The 25,224-nt window shown below is 62.3% G+C and carries 22 protein-coding genes and 1 other RNA gene; 13 read left to right on the forward strand and 10 right to left on the reverse strand.

Going from position 1 to position 25,224, the window contains the following annotated elements:
- Positions 1 to 264: 264 nt before the first annotated feature.
- The 4 genes from HFO71_RS02730 (at position 265) to HFO71_RS02745 (ending at position 6,888) form a co-directional block, all read left to right on the forward strand.
- Complete coding sequence (locus HFO71_RS02730) at positions 265 to 1,473, forward strand: efflux RND transporter periplasmic adaptor subunit (RefSeq protein WP_221968244.1); 1,209 nt, start codon at positions 265 to 267, stop codon at positions 1,471 to 1,473.
- Entirely contained in the window at positions 1,470 to 4,625 is a 3,156-nt protein-coding gene (locus HFO71_RS02735; protein WP_206987753.1) for an efflux RND transporter permease subunit, read from the forward strand. The genes HFO71_RS02730 and HFO71_RS02735 overlap by 4 nt, the downstream gene beginning before the upstream one ends.
- A 273-nt stretch (positions 4,626 to 4,898) precedes the next feature.
- The gene (locus tag HFO71_RS02740) at positions 4,899 to 5,897 is read left to right on the forward strand and encodes a flagellin N-terminal helical domain-containing protein (protein WP_026265346.1); all 999 of its coding nucleotides are present in this window, start codon (positions 4,899 to 4,901) and stop codon (positions 5,895 to 5,897) included.
- A gap of 325 nt (positions 5,898 to 6,222) precedes the next feature.
- Complete coding sequence (locus tag HFO71_RS02745; RefSeq protein ID WP_003541337.1) at positions 6,223 to 6,888, forward strand: YiaD family glycine zipper/OmpA-like lipoprotein; 666 nt, start codon at positions 6,223 to 6,225, stop codon at positions 6,886 to 6,888.
- A gap of 51 nt (positions 6,889 to 6,939) precedes the next feature.
- Here HFO71_RS02745 and HFO71_RS02750 read toward each other — a convergent pair whose 3' ends face one another.
- Positions 6,940 to 7,347, reverse strand: coding sequence for a DUF2000 family protein (locus tag HFO71_RS02750; protein ID WP_003560946.1), 408 nt, complete (start codon positions 7,345 to 7,347; stop codon positions 6,940 to 6,942).
- 45 nt (positions 7,348 to 7,392) lie between these two features.
- Here HFO71_RS02750 and HFO71_RS02755 point away from each other — a divergent pair, with 45 nt between their 5' ends.
- A complete protein-coding gene (locus HFO71_RS02755) occupies positions 7,393 to 8,304 on the forward strand; it encodes an AraC family transcriptional regulator (RefSeq protein WP_221968242.1) in 912 nt (303 codons plus the stop codon).
- Here HFO71_RS02755 and HFO71_RS02760 read toward each other — a convergent pair.
- Together HFO71_RS02760 and HFO71_RS02765 are read right to left on the reverse strand one after the other, a co-directional pair.
- A complete protein-coding gene (locus HFO71_RS02760; protein ID WP_221968237.1) occupies positions 8,264 to 9,358 on the reverse strand; it encodes an AbrB family transcriptional regulator in 1,095 nt (364 codons plus the stop codon). The genes HFO71_RS02755 and HFO71_RS02760 overlap by 41 nt on opposite strands.
- Before the next feature lie 326 nt (positions 9,359 to 9,684).
- Positions 9,685 to 10,587, reverse strand: coding sequence for a LysR family transcriptional regulator (locus HFO71_RS02765; RefSeq protein ID WP_221939958.1), 903 nt, complete (start codon positions 10,585 to 10,587; stop codon positions 9,685 to 9,687).
- 92 nt (positions 10,588 to 10,679) lie between these two features.
- On the opposite strand from HFO71_RS02765, the gene HFO71_RS02770 reads away from it, so the two are divergent.
- From HFO71_RS02770 to HFO71_RS02780, 3 genes are all read left to right on the forward strand, one after another.
- Entirely contained in the window at positions 10,680 to 11,714 is a 1,035-nt protein-coding gene (locus tag HFO71_RS02770; RefSeq protein ID WP_221968235.1) for an aldo/keto reductase, read from the forward strand.
- Between the two features lie 266 nt (positions 11,715 to 11,980).
- Positions 11,981 to 13,393: an FAD-binding oxidoreductase gene (locus HFO71_RS02775; protein ID WP_077978760.1), complete on the forward strand. Its 1,413-nt coding sequence runs from the start codon at positions 11,981 to 11,983 to the stop codon at positions 13,391 to 13,393.
- 203 nt (positions 13,394 to 13,596) lie between these two features.
- On the forward strand, positions 13,597 to 17,319 hold the full coding sequence (locus HFO71_RS02780; RefSeq protein WP_221968233.1) for an AsmA family protein: 3,723 nt from the start codon (positions 13,597 to 13,599) through the stop codon (positions 17,317 to 17,319).
- Positions 17,320 to 17,411: 92 nt separating this feature from the next.
- Here the strand turns inward: HFO71_RS02780 and HFO71_RS02785 are convergent, their stop codons facing one another.
- The 5 genes from HFO71_RS02785 to ssrA form a co-directional block, all read right to left on the reverse strand.
- Entirely contained in the window at positions 17,412 to 17,636 is a 225-nt protein-coding gene (locus HFO71_RS02785; RefSeq protein WP_077978758.1) for a ribbon-helix-helix domain-containing protein, read from the reverse strand.
- Entirely contained in the window at positions 17,633 to 17,806 is a 174-nt protein-coding gene (locus HFO71_RS02790) for a hypothetical protein (RefSeq protein WP_158081421.1), read from the reverse strand. The genes HFO71_RS02785 and HFO71_RS02790 overlap by 4 nt, the downstream gene beginning before the upstream one ends.
- Positions 17,790 to 17,984 carry a DUF4169 family protein gene (locus HFO71_RS02795; protein WP_072637834.1) on the reverse strand — a complete coding sequence of 65 codons (195 nt, stop codon included), beginning with the start codon at positions 17,982 to 17,984 and terminating at the stop codon, positions 17,790 to 17,792. The genes HFO71_RS02790 and HFO71_RS02795 overlap by 17 nt, the downstream gene beginning before the upstream one ends.
- Before the next feature lie 49 nt (positions 17,985 to 18,033).
- A complete protein-coding gene (locus tag HFO71_RS02800; RefSeq protein ID WP_003541317.1) occupies positions 18,034 to 18,549 on the reverse strand; it encodes an SspB family protein in 516 nt (171 codons plus the stop codon).
- 128 nt (positions 18,550 to 18,677) lie between these two features.
- Positions 18,678 to 19,040: a transfer-messenger RNA gene (ssrA, locus tag HFO71_RS02805) on the reverse strand.
- A 111-nt stretch (positions 19,041 to 19,151) separates the two neighbouring features.
- Between ssrA and HFO71_RS02810 the strand changes: the two genes are divergently transcribed.
- The 5 genes from HFO71_RS02810 (at position 19,152) to HFO71_RS02830 (ending at position 24,607) form a co-directional block, all read left to right on the forward strand.
- The gene (locus HFO71_RS02810) at positions 19,152 to 19,946 is read left to right on the forward strand and encodes a thymidylate synthase (protein WP_026158765.1); all 795 of its coding nucleotides are present in this window, start codon (positions 19,152 to 19,154) and stop codon (positions 19,944 to 19,946) included.
- 13 nt (positions 19,947 to 19,959) lie between these two features.
- Positions 19,960 to 20,478, forward strand: a complete 519-nt coding sequence (locus HFO71_RS02815; protein ID WP_221968231.1) for a dihydrofolate reductase — start codon at positions 19,960 to 19,962, stop codon at positions 20,476 to 20,478.
- Positions 20,479 to 20,626: 148 nt separating this feature from the next.
- Positions 20,627 to 21,709: an FtsH protease activity modulator HflK gene (hflK, locus tag HFO71_RS02820; protein ID WP_027668568.1), complete on the forward strand. Its 1,083-nt coding sequence runs from the start codon at positions 20,627 to 20,629 to the stop codon at positions 21,707 to 21,709.
- Positions 21,710 to 21,712: 3 nt separating this feature from the next.
- A complete protein-coding gene (gene hflC / locus HFO71_RS02825; protein ID WP_168287723.1) occupies positions 21,713 to 22,675 on the forward strand; it encodes a protease modulator HflC in 963 nt (320 codons plus the stop codon).
- A gap of 201 nt (positions 22,676 to 22,876) precedes the next feature.
- Positions 22,877 to 24,607, forward strand: a complete 1,731-nt coding sequence (locus tag HFO71_RS02830) for a Do family serine endopeptidase (protein WP_168287724.1) — start codon at positions 22,877 to 22,879, stop codon at positions 24,605 to 24,607.
- A gap of 12 nt (positions 24,608 to 24,619) precedes the next feature.
- On the opposite strand, the gene HFO71_RS02835 is transcribed toward HFO71_RS02830, so the two are convergent.
- Positions 24,620 to 24,907 carry a BrnA antitoxin family protein gene (locus tag HFO71_RS02835; protein WP_206987760.1) on the reverse strand — a complete coding sequence of 96 codons (288 nt, stop codon included), beginning with the start codon at positions 24,905 to 24,907 and terminating at the stop codon, positions 24,620 to 24,622.
- Positions 24,885 to 25,127 (reverse strand): BrnT family toxin, encoded by a 243-nt coding sequence (locus tag HFO71_RS02840; RefSeq protein ID WP_245006854.1) that lies wholly within the window; start codon positions 25,125 to 25,127, stop codon positions 24,885 to 24,887. Before HFO71_RS02840 ends, HFO71_RS02835 begins: the two co-directional genes overlap by 23 nt.
- Positions 25,128 to 25,224: the final 97 nt, after the last annotated feature.

Below are 25,224 nucleotides of genomic sequence, written 5' to 3' on the forward strand. Positions count from 1 at the left end.
TCCAACCCGCATCCTCAGGGATTTTGCACGGTATCTTGCCCGACATTTGGCGGGATCAAAGACACGGGCGAGTGTTCATTCAAGCAAAAGTGAGCGGCTGGGTTATTTCCATTCTTTGTTGATATTACAAATCGGTAATGCCGGCTGCTTATGCTTGCCGGTAAGCTGTAAACGCGCGATATTGTCGCATCAGACGGGAATCTCGATCCCGCAGCGCCTCTTTCGACCGACCCTGGTCCACCTCGAGTCCCTCCGGAGACGTGAATGGCCTTCTGGAAGCAGTTTGTACTTTCGCTCATCGTCATTATTGCCGGCTTTGCCGCGGGGGTTTTCTTCGTGCCCGGCGCTGGCGATACGATGCGCGATGCAGGTATTCCAGACAGCATCGTTTCCAAGATCGCGCCGAAGGCCGAGGAGACGGCCGATGCCGACGCTCCGGCCCGGGCGCAAGGGCAGCAGCGTGGTGAGGGGCAGGGACAGGGGAACCGCCGCAATGGCGGCGGGCGCAACAACACCATTCTCGTCGCGACGCAGGCGGTCGTCCAGGGTATCGTCAACGACCGGCTGAATGCCATCGGCACGGGTGATGCGATCCGTTCGGTCGCGGTCACGCCGCAGGCATCGGGCACGATCCGCGAAATCCTCATCAAGTCGGGCGACAGGGTGAAGGCCGGCCAGGTGCTCGCCAAGCTCGACAGCGAGGAGCAGGTGATCGCCCGCGGCCAGGCTGATGTGGCGGTCAAGGCCGCCGTCGAGAAGTCCAATCTCTATCACAACATCAAGTCCAGCGTGTCGCGCATGGACGTATTCGATTCGGAGATCGCCGAGCAGGGCGCGCGGCTGCAGCTGCAGGCTGCCGAGCTCAATCTCGCCCGGCGCAACATCACCGCGCCGATCGACGGCATCGTCGGCATCGTGCCGGTCAACATCGGCGACAACGTCACGACGAGCATCCCGATCGTCACGCTCGATGATCGTTCGGAAATCCTCGTCGACTACTGGGTCCCGGAGCGCTTCGCCAATACGGTGTCGGTCGGCCAGCCGGTCGAGGCGATGTCTGTGGCAAGGCCGGGGCAGGTGTTTTCAGGCGTGGTCGAAGCCGTCGACAACCGCATCGATGCGGCAAGCCGCACGCTTCGCCTGCGCGCCCGGATCGACAACAGTTCCGATGAGCTGCGTGCCGGCATGTCCTTCAGTGTCAGCATGAAATTTCCCGGCGACAAATATCCGGCTGTCGACCCCGTCTCCGTGCAGTGGGATTCGCGGGGCTCCTTCGTCTGGCAGGTCAATGACGACAAGTCGCATAAGGTGCGGGTCAGCATCGTGCAGCGCAACCCGGATTTCGTGCTGGTCAAAGCCGATCTCAAGGATGGCGACGTGATCGTCACACAGGGACTGCAGCGCGTGCGTGAGGGTGGGGCGGTGCGCGTGAGCGCCGATGTCGCCGCGACTGCGGAGGTCGCCACGCAATGAACGTGACCGAGATTCATCAAGACAGGGCGTCGGGCAAGCAGAGCTTCACTGCACTTTTCGTTCGCCGGCCGATCCTGGCGCTGGTGTTCAACACGCTGATGGTCGTTGCGGGCCTTGCCGCCTATGTCGGCGTCGAGGTGCGCGAACTGCCCGATGTCGACCGTCCCGTCGTCACCGTGCGCACCACCTTCGACGGCGCATCGCCGCAGACGATCGACCAGGAACTGACCAATGTGATCGAGGGGGCGGTCGCGCGCGTCAGCGGCCTGAAATCGATTTCGTCGACCTCTTCCTTCGGCCAGAGCCGGGTGACGCTGGAATTCTCGGATGCGATCGATCTCTCGGTCGCCGCCAACGACGTGCGTGACGCGATCGGCCGCATCACCCAGAACCTGCCGGATGAAGCGGATGCGCCGCAGATCGTCAAGGCGGACTCGGATTCCTCGGCGATCATGCGCCTTGCCGTCACCTCCACCAATCTCAACATGGACGATCTGACCCAGCTTGTCGAAAACGAGGTGATCGATCGCCTCGCCTCTGTCGACGGCGTTGCCGACGTCGAGGAATATGGCGACCAGGAGAAGGTCTTCCGCATCGATGTCGACCAGGGGGCGCTTGCCAGCCGCGGGCTGACCATCGGCGACCTGACGAAGGCACTCGATAATGCGGCACTCGACGTGCCGGCCGGCTCGCTGAAGAGCAATACACAGGATATCGTGGTGCGCGCCACCGCCAACCTGCAGACCCCGGCGGATTTTTCCAACGTCATCCTGCAGGACCGCGTCAGGCTCGGCGATGTCGCGACGGTGATGCTTGGACCACGCGACGGCGAAACGGCGTTGCGCTCCAACGGCAAGCCGGGCATCGGCCTCGGCATCATCCGCCAGGCGCAGTCGAATACGCTGAACATATCGACGGGCATCAAGGCGGCCGTCGACCAGCTGTCGAAGACCCTGCCCGAGGGCACGACGATCGCCATCACCAGCGACGACGCCGTCTTCATCCAGGGTGCGATCCACGAAGTGGTGCTGGCGCTGGTGCTTGCCGCCGTCATCGTCACCGCCGTCATCTACCTCTTCCTGCGCGACTGGCGGGCGACGCTGATCCCGGCGGTCAGCATGCCGGTGGCGCTGATCGGCACGCTGGCGGCGATCTACATGGTCGGCTTCTCGATCAACATCCTGACGCTGCTCGCGATCGTGCTGGCGACCGGCCTCGTCGTCGACGATGCGATCGTGGTGCTCGAAAATATCGTACGCCGGCGCTCCGAAGGCATGGGGCCGCGCGCTGCCGCCGTGCTCGGAACGCGCGAGGTGTTCTTCGCCGTCATCGCCACGACGGCGACGCTGGCCGCGGTGTTCATTCCGCTCTCCTTCCTGCCGGGACAGGTCGGTGGCCTCTTCCGCGAATTCGGCTTCGTGCTCGCCTTCTCGGTCGGTCTGTCGTCGATCGTGGCGCTGACGCTGTGTCCGATGCTCGCCTCGCGCATGCTGACCAAACCGATGATCGAGGACCACGGCGCGCTCGGCCGCTTCGGCTCAGCGCTTGCCGATCTCTACAAATGGGCGCTGCACGGCTGTCTCAACGCGCCCTTCGTCGTCATCCTGTTCTCGGTGATCTTTGCCGGTGCGGCACTCGTCGCTTTCTCGACGGTGAAGAGCGAGCTGACGCCCGAAGAGGACCGGTCGATGGTGATGATGCGGCTGACGACGCCGCAGGGATCGAGCCTCGAATATACCCGCGACAAGATGCAGCTCGTCGAGGAATATCTGCAGCCGCTGGTCGACAGCGGCGACATCCGCAATATCTTCTCGATCTCCGGGCAGGGCGGTTCGCTGAACAGCGGCTTCATGGTGCTGACGCTCGCCCCCTGGGGAGAGCGTGACAGGACGCAGACGGAGATCGTCGGCGATATCAACCAGGCAGCCTCCAGGGTGCCGGCCCTGCGCGGCAATGCAATTTCCTCGAACAGCCTTCGCATCCGCGGCGCCGGCAGTGGTCTGCAGATGGCGCTGATCGGCAATGATCAGGAGGCGCTGACGGCGGCGGCCGCCAAGCTGGTTCAGTCGCTCGAGGCTACCGGCCGGTATGATACGCCGCGCCTGACCAACGAGCCCAGCCAGGCGCAGGTGTCGGTGGCGATCGACCGCGAGCGCGCCTCGGATCTCGGCATCGACATAACCGGGCTTTCGACGGCAATCCAATCGCTGCTCGAAGGGCGCTCGGTGGTCGACGTCTTCGTCGACGGCGAATCCTATCCCGTGCTTCTGACCTCGACGACGCGGCCGATCGACGATCCGACCGACCTCGAGAACGTGTTCCTGAAGACCGGCGACGGCAAGATCGTGCCGATGTCGGTCATCGCCACGATGAAGGAAGGTTCGGTCGCGCCGCAGCTCAACCGCGAGCAGCAGCTCGCCTCCGTCGCGATCACCGCCGGCCTCAGGAACGGCATGTCGCTCGGCGATGCCGTCAGCCAAGTGACTGCGCTCGCCGAGCCGCTGCTGCCGCCAGGCTCCCGCCTGCTGCCACTGGCCGAGGCAGCGACGCTCGAAGAAAATTCGAGCGGCATGGCACTGACCTTCGGCTTCGCCATCGTCATCATTTTCCTGGTGCTGGCCGCGCAGTTCGAAAGCGTGCTGTCCTCGCTGATCATCATGTCGACGGTGCCGCTTGGTCTTGCCTGCGCCGTCTTCGCACTTGTTATCACCGGCTCCAGCCTCAACATCTACAGCCAGATCGGCCTGGTGCTGCTCGTCGGCGTCATGGCGAAGAACGGTATCCTGATCGTCGAATTCGCCAATCAGCTGCGCGACCGGGGCGAGGATGTGCGGTCCTCGATCGAGAAGGCCTGCGCGCTGCGTCTTCGGCCCGTGATGATGACGATGATCGCCACCATCCTCGGCGGCGTGCCGCTGGTCTTTGCCCATGGCGCCGGTGCCGAAGCACGCGTTGCGCTCGGCTGGGTGATCGTCGGCGGCCTCGGCTTCGCGACGCTTGTGACGCTGTTCATCACGCCGGTTGCCTATCTGCTGCTTGCCCGCTTCGCCAAGCCGCACGCCCACGAGGAAGCGCGCCTGCACGAGGAGATGTCGATCGCCACACGGCCGCGCGCCGCACCCGACGACGAGCAGCTGCAGGCCGCCGAATAAGGTTTTATCCGATTACGAAACGCCGCCGGCCAACCTCGTCCGGCGGCGTTTCTTATGGTGTCTGAAACCTTGCAAAATTAGCTAAATTACTTCTGAAGTTTAGCCGTTTGTTAAGCATAAACGGCAATGATTGTGACCAGTAACCGACTGGTCTTCTTCTTTTCTTGAAGGCTGCGATGCGCTGGAGTTTCAGCGACCCCGGACATGAATGTCCGTGCGGCACGGTTCATTTTTAGTTCAGTTTGCGTCTGTTGTGTTTTGGAGTTTAGTCCCGTGAGTATTTATCAGCGCGTCTCCGTGGATGCGGCGCTTTATGTGCTGCGCGATATCAATCGGAATATGACGGTCACGCAAAACCACATCACGACGGGTATGCGTGTCGCAAAAGCCAGCGACAACGCCGTCTACTGGTCGATCGCCACCACCGCGCGGACCGACAATAAAGCCGTTTCGGCCATCCAGGATGCGCTCGGCATGGCCGCAGCGACGATGGGAACGGCCTATACCGGCGTTCAGAGCGTCATCGACGTCGTCTCCGAAATCAAGGCGAAGCTGGTTGCCGCGACCGAAGACGGCATCGACAAGAACAAGATCAACGAAGAGATCAAGCAGCTGCAGGAGCAATTGCGCAGCGTTTCGGAATCGGCGACCTTCAACAGCGACAACTGGGTGGTCCTCACCAACGATGCGACGCCGACGCAGCCGCGCCAGATCCCGGCCTCGTTCATCCGCAACGCCGACGGCACGATCTCGATCGGCATGCTGAGCTACCATATCGACAACACGCCCGTCGGGGCGACGACCTCCAAGGACGCGCGCTACCTGATCGACGACCGCGCCACCGGTTCCGGCGAATACGGGGTGCTGACATCGGCCTATTTCGCCACCGAACTCGGTGCTGCGCAAAATTACGTGCTGATGACGAGCAAGAACGGCACCACCACCGGGCAGGTGGTGATTTCGGTGACATCAAGCACGACGCAGGGCCAGATCGGCCAGATGATCAGCGTCGTCGATGCCGCGCTGACGCAGCTGACGACGGTCGGTTCGGCCTTCGGCGCGCTGGAAAAGCGCATCAACCTGCAGAACGACTTCGCCACGAAACTGCACGACAACATCACCGCCGGCATCGGCCGGCTTGTCGATGCCGACATGGAGGAGGAGTCGAGCAGGCTGCGGGCTTTACAAACGCAGCAGCAGCTCGGCCTGCAGTCGCTGAACATCGCCAACGCGACTTATGACACGATGCGGCAGTTGTTCCAGAATTTCTAAGAGGGCGACTCCACTCTCCTCATTCCTGGACGAGCACAGGAATAAGGGAGGAGAAGTGGGCGCTCCAACACGCGCTATGGAGACGTCAGCCGATGACGGCAATCGTAATGAACGCCACCATCGGGCTGAAGGCCGCAATGGCAGGCACGCCTTATGCCTATGGAGGCGCAGGAGCGGTCATCCGCTAAAACTGGTGATATCAGCGCATTCCCGCAACATGGCTGTGTTTCGACGTCCGAATTTGCCCTATCAGGAGAACATCTTCATTTTCTTGCCGCAATCCTTGCCATTTGCTCGCATCAGTCGAACGGAGACCGTCCTGTCCATGATCAAAAAATTCATACTTCTCGCTATTGCCGCTAGCTATCTCAGCGCCTGCACGACGACCGATCCCTATACCGGTGAACAGAAGGTTTCCAATACGGCCGGCGGCGCGGCGCTTGGCGCGCTGGGCGGTGCTCTCGTCGGCGTGGCTGTCGGCGGCGGCGGCCACGGCAAGCGCAATGCGGCGTTGATCGGCGCGGGCGTCGGCGCTCTCGCCGGCGGCGCGATCGGCAATTACATGGACCAGCAGGAATCCGAGCTTCGCGCCCAGCTCGAAGGCACCGGCATTTCGGTGACCCGCAACGGCGACAACATCATCCTCAACATGCCGTCGAACATCACCTTCGACGTCGATCAGGACGCGGTGAAGCCGGGCTTCTATCCGACGCTGAATTCGGTGGCGATCGTGTTGCGCAAGTTCAACCGCACGCTGATCGACGTCAACGGCCATACGGATTCGACCGGCAGCCTGCAGCACAATCAGGACCTGTCGCAGCGCCGCGCACTTTCGGTTGCCGATTATCTCGGCGGCCAGGGCATCGACCAGCGCCGCGTCTCCGCCGTCGGCTTCGGCCCGTCGCAGCCCGTTGCCTCCAACGCGAGCGAGGCCGGCCGCGCGCAGAACCGCCGCGTCGAGATCCAGATCGCGCCGATCACGCAGGGCTGATTCTGGCTCATACCGTTTGCGGAAAGGCCGGGTCACGCCCGGCCTTTTTCGTCAATGCTGCATCGTCGCGCCCTTGGTGATCTTGTCGACGATCTTCTTTTCGGCGCGCAGGGCGATGCCGACCACCTTGGCGTCTTCGGGCGCAAATTCTGCGAAGACGGCGCGGTTGGCCGCGTCGTGGCCGGTCGCAAACATCTCCTCGATAAACAGCGAGCTGGTGATATCGCGCTCCAGCGCGCGGCGGTGAACGGCTGATATGGTAGCCTCGTCGGCGGAGAGCACGATGATCGGCTGGATCGATAAGGGATTGTAGAGATTGCCGGCGCGGTCCCTGTAGGCTTCACCGATGATCTCGGGATGCCGGCCGGCGATGCCCGTCATCAGGAAGGCGGTGACGTTCAGCTTCTGCCAGCCGGCAAGATTGTTTCGCAGGACGACGGCAATTTTGGTATCAAACATCGGACGGTCTTTCACCTATCTACGGGTTATGGAGTATCGGGCGCGTTGAACCAGGACTTACATCCGAAGGTCTTCGAAGGTCTTGAACGTTTGTGCGCGGGACCATCCGGCAACGCCATCCTCGCTGCGCCGGCCTTTCCCGGCATCGAGCGCATCGAGGCGCAGTTCTCAGGCAATGCTTTCGAGCCGCACCGGCACGACACTTATGCACTCGGCGTGACTCTGAAGGGGGTTCAGACCTTCCGCTATCGCGGCGAGCGGCGCTTCAGCCTGCCGGGACAGGTGATCGTGCTGCACCCCGATGAGGAGCACGATGGCGGGGCGGGGACGGAGGATGGGTTGCAGTACCGCATGCTCTATCTGGAACCGTCGCTGCTTCTCGAATGCCTGAAGGCGGATGGCGTCGGCCTGCCTTTTGTCGATGAACCCGTTATCGGCGATCCGGCGCTAGCAGGCGTGCTGCTGGCAGCACTCGGCGAACTCGACCGCGAACTGGATGAGCTTTTCGTCGACGATTTCGTATCGCGGGTGACGGGCGGGCTGTCACGGCATGCGCGCATGCCGCGCCGGCCGCTCGGCCTCGTCGCCTGGCGGCAGGCGCGGACGGCACGGGACTATCTCGAGGCACATGCGACCCGGGCAGTGAATTCCGGCGAGCTTGAGGCGGTGACGGGTCTCGATCGTTTCGCGCTGGCGCGGCATTTCCGGGCAGCCTTCGCCACCAGCCCGCATCGTTACCTCCTGATGCGGCGGCTGCAGCGGGCCCGGGCGATGATCGGCGTCGGCGAGGGAATTTCCGATGTGGCGGCGGCGACCGGCTTTGCCGACCAGAGCCATCTCAACCGCCATTTCAAGAAGGCCTATGGCATGACGCCCGGCCAATGGGCAGCACTCGCGCACAACCCCAAGCAGGGCACTAGACGGGGTTTTCCGCAAGGCCGGAACGGCGTGCGATGAAGCGGGCGAGCATCGGGCCGATCATCAGGATCACCAGGAAACGGCCAGTCTGCATCGCCATCACGAAGGGCACGTCGACATCGCTGGAGGCGGCGATGATGGCGACGGAATCGGCGCCGCCGGGGCTGGTAGCGAGATAGGCGGTCAGCGGATCGATGCCGGCCAAGACGTGAAGCGCCACCGCCATGCAGCCGCAGAGCGCCATCAGCAGCACGATGCAGGCCGATACCCTCGGCAGGGCGCGCGCCACGTGCTTGAGGATCGAGCGGGTGAAACGCAGGCCGATGCTCCAGCCGACCAGTGCATAGGCGATGGCGAGCAGCCACATCGGTAACTCAATTTTCAGGAGGCCCATGCCCTGCAGCAAGGCGCCGAGAAAGAGCGGCACGATGATCGTGCCCCCCTGGAGGCGCAGGCGCCGGACGCCATAGGCACAAAAGGCAGCAAAAGCCATCGTCGCTGCAAAGGCCGGCCAGTCGATCTCGGGAAAGAGGACGGGCGGCGGCGGCTCGGCGCCGTCGGCTGCCACCCACAGGCGCGAGACCACAGAGGCGCCGACGGCGACGAAGACGACGCGCAGATACTGCATGAAGGCGACGAGACGGGCATCGGCGCCATAGGCTTCCGACATGATGACCATGGCGGAGGCGCCGCCCGGCGAGGAACCCCAGACCGCAGTCGTCCCCGGCAGCACCTGCCAGCGCGTCAAAAGCCAGCCGAGGCCGGTGGCGATGGCGATGACCGAGAAGATGAACAGCAGAAAGAGCGGTGCGTCCTTCGCCATGGTGCCGAGAATGTCAGGGGTGATGGTGCGCGCCATCATCAGGCCGACCAGGACCTGGCCGAACTGCAGCGGCCAGAAGGGCACGCGAAGCTTTCCCTTGCCGACGGTCAGCGCCAGTGCGATTGCCGCGACCATCGGTCCGATCAGCAGCGAGGCCGGCAGCGCGAAGAGTTCGAGGAAGGCGACGAGAGTGGTCGAAAGTGCCAGCAGCAGCGCCCATTTCGGCAGGCCGGCATCCCGCAGCAGGCGGCTCGCGTCGCTGAATGACATGATCTCCGTATCTTTCCTAGAACAGGATGATTTTAGGCCGGGGCGGCCAAAATCTGAATCCTGCTCTAATTAAATAGTTAGAGCATGACCGGCGCGAACCCTTAAGGGCTGAAGATGGGAAGAGGCTCCGGCATGACGAAGAGAGGCCGGCTGCAAGGACCGGCTGACGCGGGTTCGGTATAGGCGGGCGCGAGGCGGGCGGTCAATTGCGAAATCTGGCTTCTCGGCGCGCTGGAATGCGAAACTGACTCATGCGACCGCTTCAAGTCGTTGTTTTTATGCATGTCATCATTCCAAAAGCGCTGAACTGTTTCGGGCTGGGTGCCTCAGAAGCGCACATGGCTGACGAGAAAATCGAGCAGCGCGCGTACACGCGCCGGCAGCGGGCCGCCCTGGCCCATGTAGACGGCGTAGAACTCCTCGAGATCGCCGGGATTGGCCTCTTCGAGTACCGGCACCAGGCGGCCGGCATCGATATCGGCGCGCAAGGTGAAGGCGGCGAGCCGGGCAAGGCCGGCGCCTGACAAAGCGAGGTGGCGCATGGCTTCGCCGTCTTCCACCTGCAGGCCCGGGGTGATCGGGATCATCACCGTTTCGCCGTCCTCGCGCAGAGGCCAGCCCTCGATGGCGCGGGCGTAAGAAAAGCCGATGCGGCAATGGCGGCGGAGATCGGCGATCGTGCGTGGTTTGCCATGACGCGAGAGATAATCCGGCGATGCGACGATGATCTTGCCGGTGGCGCCGACCTTGCGGGCGATCAGGCTGGAATTCTTCAAGGGGCCGGCGCGGATTGCGACATCGGCGCGCTCCTCCATCAGGTCGACTATCCTGTCGGTATGAGAAATATCCAGCGTCACGGCCGGATGAAGCGCCATGAAGGCCGGTACGAGCGGCGCCAGCACATGGTTGCCGAAAGAGCCGCTGGTGTTGATGCGGATGCGGCCTGAGGCCTGTTCACCTGTCGAGGCCTGACGTTCAGCCTCGGCGATATCGGCAAGGATGGCGACGCAGCGCTCATAGAAGGCACAGCCTTCCGGCGTCAGCTGCAGCCTGCGGGTCGAACGGTTGACGAGGCGGGCGCGGAGGCGCGTCTCCAGCCGGGCGAGGAGCTTGCTGACAGCCGACGGCGTCATGCGCCGTGCCGTGGCTGCCGCGGAAAAGCCGCCGCGCTCGACGACGCTGACGAAGACTTCCATTTCGCCGGAGCGGTTGATGTCCTGACGGCTCATGATGAATTCAAGTCACAGATGATTTGCTGATAGGCAATCTATATCATCGAATGCCCGAGGTCTATCTCATAGGAAATACAGGAGACAGATCCATGGACTATAGAAATCTTGGTGCCTCCGGCCTCAGAGTGCCGGTCTTGAGCTTCGGCGCGGGCACATTCGGCGGCAGCGGGCCGCTGTTCGGCGCCTGGGGCAATACCGATGCCGAGGAAGCGCGGCGGCTCGTCGACATCTGCCTGGAAGCCGGCGCCAATCTCTTCGACACGGCCGACGTCTATTCGGCCGGCGCGTCCGAGGAGGTGCTCGGCCAGGCCATCCGCGGCCGGCGCGACGCTGTGCTGATCTCAACGAAGACGGCGCTGCCGATGGGCGAGGGGCCGCAGGACTGGGGAACGTCGCGGGCGCGGTTGATCCGCGCGACCGAGGATGCGCTGCGCCGGCTCGGGACCGACTATATCGATCTGCTGCAGCTTCATGCTTTCGATGCCTCGACGCCGGTCGAGGAGGTGCTGTCGACGCTCGACGGGCTCGTTGCAGCAGGCAAGATCCGCTATGTCGGCGTTTCCAATTTTGCCGGCTGGGAACTGATGAAGTCGCTCGCCGCCGCCGAGCGCCACGGTTATCCGCGTTATGTCGCCCATCAGGTCTATTATTCGCTGGCAGGGCGCGATTACGAATGGGAGCTGATGCCGCTCGGCGCCGAACAGGGTGTGGGAGCTCTCGTCTGGAGCCCGCTTGCCTGGGGACGGCTGACCGGCAAGATCCGCCGCGGTCAGCCGCTGCCCAAGGCAAGCCGGCTGCACGAGACGGCGCAATACGGCCCGCCCGTCGACGACGAGAAGCTGTTCGACATCGTCGAGGTCCTGGACGCCATCGCAGGTGAGACCGGTCGGACGGTGCCGCAGATCGCCATCAACTGGCTGCTTAACCGGCCGACGGTATCGAGCGTCATCATCGGAGCCCGCAACGAGGAGCAGCTCAGGCAGAACCTCGGCGCGGTCGGCTGGAGCCTGTCGAGGGAGCAGATTGAAAGACTCGACGCGGTCAGCACCGTGACGGCGCCCTATCCCTATTTTCCCTATCGGCGGCAGGAGGGTTTTGCACGGCTCAATCCGCCGATTGTCTGAGGTGCGAGGGCGGCGGACTTGGCTATAGCAACCGCCCTATAACAAAAGGGGAATGAAATCTTCTGCCAATCTTAACTGGACAGCCGCTTTGACTTGCCGCATACCCAGCCTGCTGCATAATTCCTTAAATCGGAATCGATTTAAGGATGAAATTATGCAGCAATTCTAGAGTCCTACAGCGTCCTTTGCGCGGCTGAAAAGACGCGCGGCGCTGTAGCCTGCGGGACACGATATGGTTTCTGCGGAATGGCAGGGAGATCAAAGGGATGGCGCTGAAGGACGCGAAGGCGGGCACACGCAACGAGGCGGGGATTGCCGCGGTGCTCGGCATTCTCAAGCAGAGCTTTGGCGAGCGTTTCCAGACCGGCCAGTCCTTCCGCGAACAGCATGCCCATACGACCACCTATATTCCGCCGCAACTGCCCGACGGGGTGCTTTTCGCCGAGAGCGCTGAGGATGTGAAGGCGGCGGTCAATGCCTGTGCGACCCACAAGGTGCCGGTAATCGGTTTCGGCGTCGGCACCTCGCTGGAGGGGCAGGTCAATGCCGCCAATGGCGGTATTTCGATCGATTTCAGCCGCATGAACCGGGTGATCGAGGTCAATCCCGAAGATCTCGACTGCACCGTAGAACCGGGTGTGACACGCGAGGCGCTGAACATCCACCTGCGCGATACCGGCCTGTTCTTCCCGATCGATCCCGGCGCCAACGCCTCGATCGGCGGCATGGCCTCGACGCGGGCCTCCGGCACCAATGCCGTGCGCTATGGAACGATGAAGGACAATGTGCTTGCCGTCACCGCCGTCACTGCCAATGGCGAGGAGATCCGCACGGCCCGGCGCGCCCGCAAGTCCTCGGCGGGCTACGATCTGACGCGGCTCTTCGTCGGCGCCGAGGGCACGCTTGGCATTCTGACCTCGGTGACGCTGCGCCTGCAGGCGATCCCCCAGAAGATTGCCGGAGGGGCCTGTGCCTTTCCGAGCATCAAGGCCGCCTGCGATGCCGTCATCATGACGATCCAGATGGGCATTCCGGTGGCGCGTATCGAGTTGCTCGACACGGTACAGATGCGGGCCTGCAACGCCTATTCCAAGCTTTCCTATGCCGAAAGCCCGACGCTGTTCCTCGAATTCCACGGCACCGACGAGACGGTGCCGCTGCAATCGGCAGCCTTTGCCGAGATCGCGGCGGAATGCGGCGGCGGCGAATTCCTATGGACCGCCAATGCCGAGGAGCGGACGAAGCTCTGGAAAGCGCGCCACGACGCCTATTGGGCTGCAAGGGCGCTGGCGCCCGGGCTTGCCGCACTTTCGACCGATGTTTGTGTTCCGATATCGAAGCTTGCCGATTGTGTTTCCGAAACGCAGGCGGATATCGAGGAGCATGGGCTGCTGGGGCCGATCGTCGGCCATGCCGGCGACGGGAACTTCCATGTGCTGCTGTTGTTTGATGACAAGAGCACCGAAGGCGTCGCCGTGGCCGAGAGCTTCGTGCAGCGACTCAACCAGCGGGCGCTCGAAATGGACGGGACTTGCACCGGTGAACACGGGATCGGGCAAGGCAAGATGGCGTTTCTGGAACAGGAGCTCGGCGGCGCGGTGGATCTGATGCGACAGGTGAAACAGGCGCTCGATCCGGACGATATCTTCAATCCCGGCAAGATTTTCCACCATGGCTGAAAACGGAACATTCTCATGAAGTTGGGCCTTGCCCCCTGCATGAATAGCGCTAGAACAAGATGATGTTGGGGCCGGCTCGCCCTGAAATCTGAATCCTGTTCTCAAATAAAGAGTTAGAGCATGATGTCGTCCGAAAACCGCTCACACTTTGCGGCATCATGCTCTGGTGTCGGCAACAGAATCCCGAATGGAGACGCTTTGCATTGGTAGGCCGGTTCCTCGTCTTTCTGGGGGGAGTGATCGTCGTAGTGCTGTTTGTGGCGCTGCTTGCGCCGCTGTTCATCGACTGGACGGATTTCCGCAAGAATTTCGAGGATCAGGCAAGCCGCATCATCGGCAAGAAGGTCACCGTCTACGGCACGGTGGATGCACGCCTGCTGCCGTTCCCGTCGGTGACGCTGCATGACGTGCGCGTCGGCCAGGAAGCGGACGGCACGCCGATCGTCAAGGTCGAGCAGTTCTCCATGGATGCGGAGCTTGCACCTTTCCTGTCGGGTGAAGCGCTGATCTTCGACATGCGCGTCGTCAATCCGAAGGTGCGCTTGAGATTGCTCAAGGACGGCACGCTCGACTGGATGCGCGGCAGCCGCGCGGAAATACCGGCAAGGACGGTCGTTCTCGAAAACGTGCATGTCAGCGGCGGCGAGGTCGAGTTCATCGACGATCAGTCGGGTCGCTCGCGTCGCATCACCGGCCTCAACGCGGAAATGTCGGCAAAGTCGCTGGCTGGTCCGTGGCGCATCGAGGGCGACGCAGCGCTGGACGGCGAGCACGGCGGCTTCTCGATCTCGAGCAGTCAGCCGGACGAGAAGGGCGTGCTGCGCATGCGCACGAGGCTTTCGCCGGACAAACACCCTGTCAGCGTCGATCTCGATGGCGAACTGAAGCTCGTCGACAGCAAGCCGAACTATCAGGGCCAGCTTTCGGCTGCGATCGAGATCCGCAACAGCGCCAAGCCCGCCAACAAGAAAGAGCAGCCGCCGCGCGTCAAGGGCCGCTTCGAGCTCACCAATGAACGCATCCGCATTCCCGAATACCGGATGGAGATCGGCCCTACGGACGATCCCTATGTCATAACCGGCGAGGCGACGCTCGATACTGGCAATGCGCCGGAATTCCTGCTGACCGCCGTCGGGCAGCAGATCGACGTCAACCGCATCGGCAATCAGGGGTCAGCCGGCAAGACGACGCGGGATCCAGCTGTTTCGGCGCGCCAGCGGCTGAATTCGCTGATCGATATCGTCGCGCAGGTGCCGATCCCGCAGGTGCCGGGCAAGGCGAGCGTCAAGCTGCCGGCGATCGTCGCCGGCGATACGACGCTGCGCGACGTGCAGCTGGAGCTCGAACCGGCCGGCACCGGCTGGATGATCGACAGCGCCACCGGCACGCTGCCGGGGCGCACGCAGGTGGAGGGCAAGGGTAAGCTCCTGCTTCAGGGCGAACCTTCGTTCAACGGCCAGATCGTGGTGGCCTCCAGCCAGCCGACGGGGCTTGCCTCCTGGCTTGCCGGCTCGGTCGATCCGGCCCTCCGGCAATTGCGGCAGGCGGGCTTTTCCGCCAATGTCAGCCTGACGCATGAACTGCAGCGTTTTGAAAATCTCGAGATTGCCATGGGACCGGCGACGCTGAAGGGTCGGCTGGAGCGCCAGGCGATCTCCGGCCAGACGCCGACGCTGTCGGTGGCGCTGAACGGCGATACGCTCGATCTCGACGCGCTGCAGGCGCTGAGCGGGCTGATGACCGGCCAGGATGCCGGCGACAACGTGCTCGACCACAAGATCGCCGCCCAGCTCAAGGCCGACAAGTTTACCGCCTTTGGCGTCAGTGCCGAGAATGTCGAGACCACCTTTACGATCGCCGATGGCGCGCTTGCCGTCGACCGGCTGTCGATCAAGAATATCGCCGGCGCCGAACTGACGGCAACGGGCGGGGCGGAAGGCTCGCTGCTCGATTACAAGGGTGCGGGCGAAATCACCTTCAAATCGGCCGATCCCGGCGGCTTCTTCACCATGTTGCGCGAGCACCTGCCGCATCACCCGGTGCTCGACCGTCTGGTGCGCAACGCCGGCTGGTACGGCAATACGGCATTGCGCGGCGCGCTGACGCTCGGCGGCGACGAGGGCGACGCGTTAACGGTGACGCTTGCCGGTGTGGCGAACGGCAGCCGCGTCAATCTCGATTACCGCATGTCGGACCTCTTGGCGCTGACCGGCAACGGCACGACGAGCCTTGAGGCGACGCTCGAAAATGCCGTGCCATCAGTCCTGTTCGGCCAGGCCGGGCTGGACCCGCTGCCGGTCGATGTCGGGCCCAACGGCCGCCTGACGTTGAAGGTGAAGGCATCGGGCAGCGATCCCGCCGACGCGGCGCTGACCTTTGCGACCGACCGGACCTCGTTCATGGCCAACGGCAAGGTCGACGTCCGGCCGGAGACCTTCATGAACGGCCAGATCGCGCTTTCGCTCGACAGCGCCGATATCGACCCCTATCTCATCATGAACGGCATCGCCCTGCCGCAGACCGGAACCGGGCTGCCGTTCGGCCTGCAGGTCAATGCCGCCGTCGACGGCGACAAGATCGTCTTTTCGGATCTCAAGGGGCATGCGGCCGACAACGAATTTTCGGGTGCACTGACCTTCGACCGGAAGGCTGCGAAGACGACCGCGAGCGGCGGGCTGACACTCTCCAAGGCCGATGCCGGCTGGCTCGGCGAGGCGGTGTTCGGCCAGATCGTCGATCCCGCCAACGGTCAGCTGACCACGGCGCCGCTGGGGCTGCCCATCTTCAAGGATCTCGACGTCAACGTGAAGCTGGCGGCCAAGCAGTTCTGGCCCGGCCTGCCGGAAACGGCGGTGTCGGACTTCACCAGCAATGTCACCTACAAGGGCGACGAGCTGCAGCTCAACGACATGGCCGGGAACTGGGATGGCGGAAAGCTCTCCGGCAATCTGCTGTTCACCAATGCCAGCGGCACAGGTTTCCTGCAGACGAAGCTTGCGCTTGCCGATTCCGATCTTTCCGGCGTCGTCTGGCTGCGCGACGGCGCGCCGATCGCCAACGGGAAGTTCGGATTGTCGCTGTCGATGGAGGCCTCGGGCAAGACGATCGGCGAGATCGCCAGCTCGCTCAATGGTTCGGGCGAACTGAGGCTCGGCGATACCAGCATACGCGGGTTGAACCTTGCCATCTTGCCGCCGTTGCTTGCCGCGACCGATACGATGCAGGAGCAGATCAATGCCGGCAAGGTGCATCCGATCATCGAGACGCTGCTCAGCAACGGTGAGGCGAAGCTGCCACCACTCGGCATCCCCTTCAATATCGCCGACGGGACGCTGAGGGTGCAGAATGTCACCGTCGCCAACGATCTCGCCCGCATCACTGCCGATGCGCAGATCGCGCTGCCGGAAGAGCGGATCAGCGCGACACTAGGTGTCGGGTTCAATCCTGGCACGGAAGCGCTTTCCGGCGCCGAGCCGGCGCTTCGGCTGAATTTTTCCGGCATGCTGCCGTCGCCCGGCAAGACGATGGATGTGACTGATATCACCAGCTATCTGTCGCTGCGCGCCTTCGAACGCGAGCGCCGGCGTGTCGAGCGGCTGCAGGCAGTCGTGCTCGAAAAACAGCGGCTGCGCCGCGAGGTGGCGCTTTACCGGTTCAACGACGCCGAGCGCATCAAGGCGGCCGAGATCGAGCGGCAACGGCAGGCAGAGGAAGAGCGGCTGCGCGCGCTGGCGCGGAAAGCCGCCGCTGAGAAGGCTGCTGCCGAGGCGGAGGCCGCACGCGCGGCGGAAGCCAAAGCGAAGGCGGATGCGGATGCGGATGCGCAGGCGAGGGCGGCGGCCGAGGCGGAAGCAGCACGGCGCAGCGGGCAAGTGCAGCCCGGTCCGCTCAATTTCGACCAGTTGCCGGGCGTTCAGGCGCAGTGAAAGCGCATAGAATTTGATTCATGCAAGACGCTTCAGGCTTTTGTTTTCATTGATGTCATCCCAAATCGCTACGCGATTTTGAGCGGCGTACATCAAGCCTTGTGGCTGGCGGCGGCCTTCAGCCAGGAAAGCACATGCAAGCGCAGCGCCGAGGACAGGTTGCTGTCCGGCGGGCGGTGGTCGTCGATTTCGGAGATCAGGGCGGCGAGCGGTATCGAACGGGCTCCGGCAATCGTCTTCAGCTCGGCCCAGAACTCGTCCTCCAGCGAGAAACTGGTGCGATGGCCGTGCAATGTCGCCGAATGCTTGCGAATCATGGAGCCTTCACATCCCGGATAGAGCACAGCGCGTCCGAGACGACGCGCTCAAGACTCTCCATCAAATTAAGGGTGGGTTGGCAGATCGCTTCAAGGAAAGTGCGCAAGTGGCTGATCGCATCCATTCCGGCTTTCACGCGTTGCGTGAAACCGTCACGCGCCGTCGTCATCCGTCTCGATCCGGCCGTCGCGATGGGCTTTGTCGGCCTTGTCGTTCAGGCTGCGGGTCAGCTGTTTCTCGGCCTTGGTGCGGCCGAAGGTGACGCGGTTCTGTTCGGCCTGCTTCTCCTTTTCGGAGCGAGCCTGCTTCTTGCGGAACTGGCGCAGATTGACGATTTCGGCGCTCATGCGGTTGCCTGGACCCTCACGAAAAAGGGAGGCTTGGCCTCCCTTCAAATCACTGCTTCTTGCGGAAGGAGTCGAGCGAGACGACGGAGCCCGGTTTCTTCTCCTCGCCGTCGGCGGGTTTTGCGCCTGCGGCGTCATCGGGCTTTCCGGCCGCATCCACCGGATAGGCGGTGATTTCGCCGGACGGCAATTCCTCGCCATCGGCGAGCGGCACGTCGAATTCGAGCTCGAAGTTGACGGAGGGATCATAGAAGCCGCGGATCGCATTGAATGGAATGACCAGCTTTTCCGGAACGTCCGAGAAGGAAAGACCGATCTCGAAATGCGTCTCGGTGATCTTCATGTCCCAGAACTGGTGCTGGATGACGATGGTCATCTGCTCGGGGTATTTCGACTTCAGGTGCTGGGAGATGCGCACGCCGGTGGCGCCCGTGAGGAAGGTGATGAAGAAGTGATGATCACCGGGCAGACGGCCCGTCGCTGCGACTTCCGCCAAAACCTTGCGGATGACGCCGCGAAGTGCATCCTGTGCCAGAATGTCGTAGCGGATATGATCCTGCCCCATGCTTTTCCTGTCTTTCGTCGGTTCGGAAGTCTTTTCACAAGGTTATATGCCACGTCCGGGCGCCTTGGGAAAGACCGGAGCCGAGTCACGTTTTTAAGCAGCATACATGATTTCGGCGGCAGGGAGAAGGTGAAGGCTTCTGTTGCCAGGTGCCTTCGGACCCCGCCTAGAGGTGCGAACCACTAGGACTTTGATTGAAGTGTCACACCGCGATTAAGCAGCGAGACGAGCTTCCGCATAGTTGTCGTTTGCAACTACAATTTTAGCCCGATAACGGCGGTACAATGCCGAGCAAAAAGACGATCTTTACACCCTTGTCGATCCTGTTTCGCCCCCATCAAAAGCCGGCCTCTAAGGCCGCCGGTTTTTGGTGGAGGCGCCGGGTACCGCCCCCGGGTCCAATAGGTTTATTACACCGCTCATTTATCGCCATAGCCGACCCGAAAGCCGGCAAGGCTGATATAGTGGTTTCCTCAGCCCAAGGAAAGGGCAAACGTCATAAAAGCGTTATGCGACCCATCAGAAACATTGGGAAAATGCCCGCCGGTGATTGGTTTCCCGGTTCCGAAGGCTTAAATTGGCCGAAACGGAATCAGCGCGACATGAAGCAATATCTCGATCTCTTGAATCATGTGATGGAAAAGGGCTCCGACCGGGGCGACCGCACCGGCACCGGCACGCGCTCGGTCTTCGGCTACCAAATGCGCTTCGACCTCGAAGAAGGCTTTCCCGTCCTTACCACGAAGAAGCTGCATCTGCGCTCGATCATCCACGAGCTTCTCTGGTTCCTGAAGGGCGAGACGAACATCCGCTATCTCAAGGAGAATGGCGTTTCGATCTGGGACGAATGGGCCGATGAAAACGGCGATCTCGGGCCGGTCTACGGCGCCCAATGGCGCTCCTGGCCAGCGCCCGACGGCGGCCATATCGACCAGATCGCCAATCTGGTCAAAGGCATCGTCAACAACCCGAATTCGCGCCGCCACATCGTCTCGGCCTGGAATCCGGCCGAAGTGGACGAAATGGCGCTGCCGCCCTGCCATTGCCTGTTCCAGTTCTATGTGGCTGATGGCAAGCTTTCCTGCCAGCTCTACCAGCGCTCGGCCGATATCTTCCTCGGCGTGCCGTTCAACATCGCCTCCTATGCGCTGCTGACGATGATGGTGGCTCAGGTGACCGGGCTGAAGCCCGGCGATTTCGTCCACACACTCGGCGACGCCCATCTCTATCACAACCATTTCGACCAGGCGAAGCTGCAGCTGGCGCGCCGGCCGAAGCCGCTGCCCTTCATGCGCATCAATCCTGATGTGAAGGACATTTTCGGCTTCACCTTCGACGATTTCGAGCTGATCGGCTACGAGGCCGATGCCAGCATCAAGGCGCCGATCGCCGTCTGATCCGGGATATTTCATGGCCGACATTCGCAGGACCATTATCGCCGCGGTTGCCCGCAACGGCATTATCGGCCGCGACGGCGATATGCCGTGGCGGCTTTCGAGCGATCTGAAGCGCTTCAAGGCGCTGACACTGGGAAAGCCTGTCGTGATGGGCCGCAAGACTTACGATTCGATCGGCAAGCCACTGCCGGGACGGCCGAACGTCGTCATTTCGCGGCAAGCGGCGATCGACCATCCCGATGTCTCCATGGCGCATTCTCTGCCCGAGGCGATGACGGCGGCTGAAAGGCTGGCGCTCGAAACCGGCGTCGACGAGATCTGCATTCTCGGCGGCGGGCAGGTCTACGCGCAGGCGATCGGTCTTGCCGACCGGATGTGCATCACGCATGTCGAGGCCGATCTCGACGGAGACGCGTCGTTTCCCGCGATCGATCCCGACATCTGGCAGGCGGGGGAGGTGATCGCGGTGCCGGCTGGCGAAAAGGACAGTTATTCCACACGTTTCATCGTCTACGAACGCCGCCACGCCTGAAAATGAACTATTTTCCAATTAAATTGACCAAGTTTCTCACGCTGCGTTGAAAGCCGATGCGCTGATACCTATAACGGTCACCAACGCGTCCGCCGGCCAGCCCCCACGGTTTCGGATGCGTGGAGACTTAACGAACAACGAGGTTTTGATGCCCTGGAGCAATCAGAATGGCGGCGGCGGCCCTTGGGGCGGCGGCGGCGGTAATAATCAGGGACCATGGGGACAGGGGCCGAACCGGCCGCGCGGTGGCGGCGGCAAGGGCGGACCGCCTGATCTAGAAGATATTATCCGGCGCGGCCAGGACCAGCTGCGCAACATCATACCCGGCGGCTTCAACGGCGGCGTGGCAGTGATCGTCGCGGCGATCGTCGCGGTCTTCTGGCTGATCCAGTGCATTTATGTCGTGCAGCCGGACGAACGCGGCGTCGAGCTGCGGTTCGGCACGCCGAAGGACGAGATTTCCATGCCGGGCCTGCATTTCCACTTTTGGCCGATGGAAACAGTGGAGACGGTCAAGGTGACCGTACAGCAGCTGAACATCGGGGCGACTTCGGCATCGTCTTCGAACGGCCTGATGCTGTCTAGCGACAAAAGCGTCATCAACGTGCAGTTCGCGGTCTTCTATACCGTCAGCGATCCCAAGGCCTATCTCTTCAACGTCGAAAATCCGGCGGAGACGCTGCAGCAGGTATCCGACAGTGCCATGCGTGAGATCGTCGGCCGACGTCCGGCGCAGGACGCTTTCCGCAGCAATCGTCAGCCGATCGAAGTGGACGTGCTCAATATCCTGCAGGACACGATGAACCGCTATGGCGCGGGCGTGACCGTGACCGGCGTGACGATCCAAAACGTGGCGCCGCCGCGGGAAGTCGCCGATGCTTTCGAAGAAGTGCAGCGTGCCGGCCGTGACCGCGACAGCACGATCGAAGAGGCCAATCGCTACACGAACCAGAAGCTCGGCCAGGCGCGAGGCGATGCGGCCAGAATCCGTGAAGATGCAGCCGCTTACAAAGACCGCGTCGTGAAGGAGGCGGAAGGTGAAGCGCAGCGATTCACGGCGATCAACGACGAATATTCGAAGGCGCCCGACGTGACCCGCAAGCGGTTGTATCTCGAAACGATGGAGCAGGTGCTGAAGAATTCCCGGAAGGTCATTATCGACGAGAAGCAGGGCGTCCTGCCCTATCTGCCGCTCAATGAGCTCGGCAAGCCCGCGCAGCAGGGAGGTTGAGTCATGACATCGAACAGACTTCCCATCATTCTCATCATCCTCGCCATCGTGCTGGTCGGGCTTTATTCGTCCATCTTCGTGGTGAATGCACGCGAGCAGGCCATCGTCGTCCGTTTCGGCCAGATCCAGTCGGTCAAGACCGAGCCTGGCATTTATTTCAAGCTGCCCTTCGGCTTCATGGATGCCGACCGCGTTCAGCTGGTCGAAAAGCAGGCGCTGAGGCTCGATCTCGACAATATTCGCGTTCAGGTCCAGGATGGTCAGACCTTCGACGTCGATGCCTTCGTGATCTATAACATCTCGGATGTTCGCCGCTTCCGCGAAACGGTCTCGGGCGATCGCGAAGCCGCGGAAGCGCGGTTGAGAGCGCAGCTCGATTCATCGCTTCGTCGTGTCTACGGTCTGCGTGACTACAATGCCGCTCTCTCGGAAGAGCGTGTCGCGATGATGCTGGAGATTCGCGACGACCTGCGCACGGATGCCGAAAATCTCGGCCTGCATATAGACGACGTTCGCATCCGCCGCACCGACCTTTCGCCGGAGGTTGCGCCCAACACCTATAACGCCATGCGTTCGGAACGCCTTGCCGAGGCCGAGCGCATCCGTGCCGAGGGCAATGAGGAAGGCCAGCGGCGGCGCGCCATCGCCGACCGTCAGGTTGTCGAGTTCACCGCGGGCGCCCAGCGCGATGCGGAAATCCTTCGAGGCCAGGGCGATGCGGAACGAAACCGCGTCTTTGCCGAAGTCTTCAGCAAGGATCCAGCCTTCTTCGAGTTCTATCGCTCGATGGCGGCCTATTCCTCCGCTCTCTCGTCGCAGGACACGACGCTGGTGCTGTCGCCGAATTCGGAATTCTTCCGCTATTTCGACAATGCCGCCGGCACCTTGCAGCCGACAAATCCGGCCGCGCCAGTTCCGGCAGTTCCGGGCGCAGCTGCTCCCGCAGCACCGGTCCCGGCGAACTGACAGCCAGCGAAACGACCACCGACAATTTCGGAAGGGCCGGCCCGAGCGCCGGCCCTTTTTTCGTGGAATGATTGAGACGATCAGGCTTTTGCGAGGCCACGTCACATTGCACGGGGATTTCGCGAAAAGGTGATTTCACCCTCCATCATTCCGCCTTATGCTGATGCTCAATGTGCGCTTGCACCCTTATGAGGAAGCTTGATGGCCCCCACGATTCGCTCGCCCTTCAGACGAACGCTAGCGCTTATGGCCAGCGCCGCAATCCTGGCGCAAGCCGGCGTGAGCGGGATGGCCTATGCGCAAACCGCGCCTGAGACGACCGCACCCGGGGTTGTTGCACCCGCTCCAGCTAATCCGGAAACGGCTGCGCCCGCTCCTACGCCTCCCGCAGCCGTCGCACCGCAGCAGACCGCTCCGATCCAGGCCGCCGTGCCCAACACCGGTCCGGCTTCCGTCGCCGATCTTGCCGAAGGCCTGCTCGACGCCGTGGTCAACATCTCGACCTCGCAGAAGGTGAAGGACGATGAGGGCGCGGGTCCGGCGCCGCGCGCCCCCGACGGCTCGCCTTTCCAGGAGTTCTTCAACGACTTCTTCAACAAGCAGCAGGGCAACAAGGGCGGCAACCATAATGTCAGCTCGCTTGGCTCCGGCTTCGTCATCGATCCGACCGGTTATATCGTCACCAACAACCACGTGATCGAGGGCGCTGACGATATCGAGATCAATTTCGCCAATGGTTCGAAGCTCAAGGCGAAGCTGATCGGCACCGATACGAAGACCGATCTTTCGGTGCTGAAGGTCGAGCCGAAGACGCCGCTGAAATCCGTGAAATTCGGCGATTCCAGCACGATGCGCATCGGCGACTGGGTGATGGCGATCGGCAATCCGTTCGGCTTCGGCGGTTCGGTGACGGTGGGCATCATTTCCGGGCGTGGCCGCAACATCAATGCCGGTCCTTACGACAACTTCATCCAGACGGATGCGGCAATCAACAAGGGCAATTCCGGCGGCCCGCTCTTCAATATGAAGGGCGAAGTGATCGGCATCAACACGGCGATCATTTCGCCGAGCGGCGGCTCGATCGGTATCGGCTTCTCGGTGCCGTCGGAGCTTGCTTCCGGCGTCGTCGACCAGTTGCGCGAATATGGCGAGACGCGGCGCGGCTGGCTCGGCGTGCGCATCCAGCCGGTGACCGACGATATCGCCGACAGCCTCGGGCTCGACACTGCAAAGGGCGCGCTGGTCGCCGGCGTCATCAAGGGCGGCCCCGTCGACGACGGCTCGATCAAGGCGGGCGACGTCATTTTGAAATTTGACGGCAAGACCGTCAGCGAAATGCGCGACCTGCCGCGCGTCGTGGCGGAAAGCACTGTCGGCAAGGAAGTCGACGTGGTGGTGCTGCGCGACGGCAAGGAGCAGACCGTCAAGGTGAAGCTCGGCCGGCTCGAAGACAGCGACCAGGCGGCTGCATCCGACGATGCAGCACCCGATGGCTCGCAGGACGACGGCGTGATCATTCCGGATCCCGGCGAGAACAATGACATGGACCAACCGGATTCCGACGATCAGGCCAAGCCTGTACCTAATACACCCGACCAGCATAAGGGCCAGGTGTCGCCGGATGCGGCCACGCCGAAGAACGTGCTCGGGCTGTCGCTGTCGCTGTTGAGCGCTGAGACGCGCAAGGCTTTCGGCATCGCCGAGAGCGTCGATGGTGTCGTCGTGACGGAAGTGACGCCCGGCTCCGCCTCGGCTGAAAAGGGGCTGAAGCCCGGCGACGTCATCGTCGAGGTGGCGCAGGAGTTCATGAAGTCGCCGGATGCGGTCGCCGCCAAGGTGCAGGCGCTGAAACAGGAAGGCCGCCGCAATGCCCAGCTGATGATCGCAGGGGCGAATGGCGATCTGCGGTTCGTGGCGGTGCCGATGGAGTAAACGAAGGAGCGGTCAGCCGCTCCTCTTTTGATACCTAGCGACGTGGGTGCGCAACGCGGCATTGATGTCCGTCTGGTAGCCGCGGCCGCCCGCATGGCTCTTGAACCAGTCTAGGATATCGGCATCCAGGCGGATAGTCACTGATTGCTTCAGCGGCCGGTACAAATTGGCCTTGCGAGCTAGGCGCCACTGTTCATCGGTGATCTCAGGAATGTCGCCAGTGTCGATATCCTCTTCGGGAAGCTTCTCCAGTGCCCGAAGTTCGGCGAGCTGCGCGTCAGTTAAGGGTCGATTGCTCATATCGTCTTCTCTCGTGAGATGTCGCCTTTCGAGCGCTGATCACTCGGACGGTCTCTTCATCCTCGGCACCGAGGATGATATGGACGGCGACCAGTACAGTCACCAAACCCACGACGCCGATCGCCAGCCATCTTTGTTCGCCGTCATAGACCGCGTCCGGAATGAGAAGATACTGCGGATCATTCCAGATCAGACACGCTGTCTCGAAGGATAACGCCATGCTTGGCCTTGTTGGTCCGGTTCTTCTCGTCGTTCCATTGAAACCGCGGCAGTCTTATCCGACAAAATTGTACGTACAAATTTGTAAAATTTCAAGA

The sequence above is a fragment of the Rhizobium laguerreae genome (genome assembly GCF_019778565.1).
Lineage (GTDB): Bacteria > Pseudomonadota > Alphaproteobacteria > Rhizobiales > Rhizobiaceae > Rhizobium > Rhizobium laguerreae.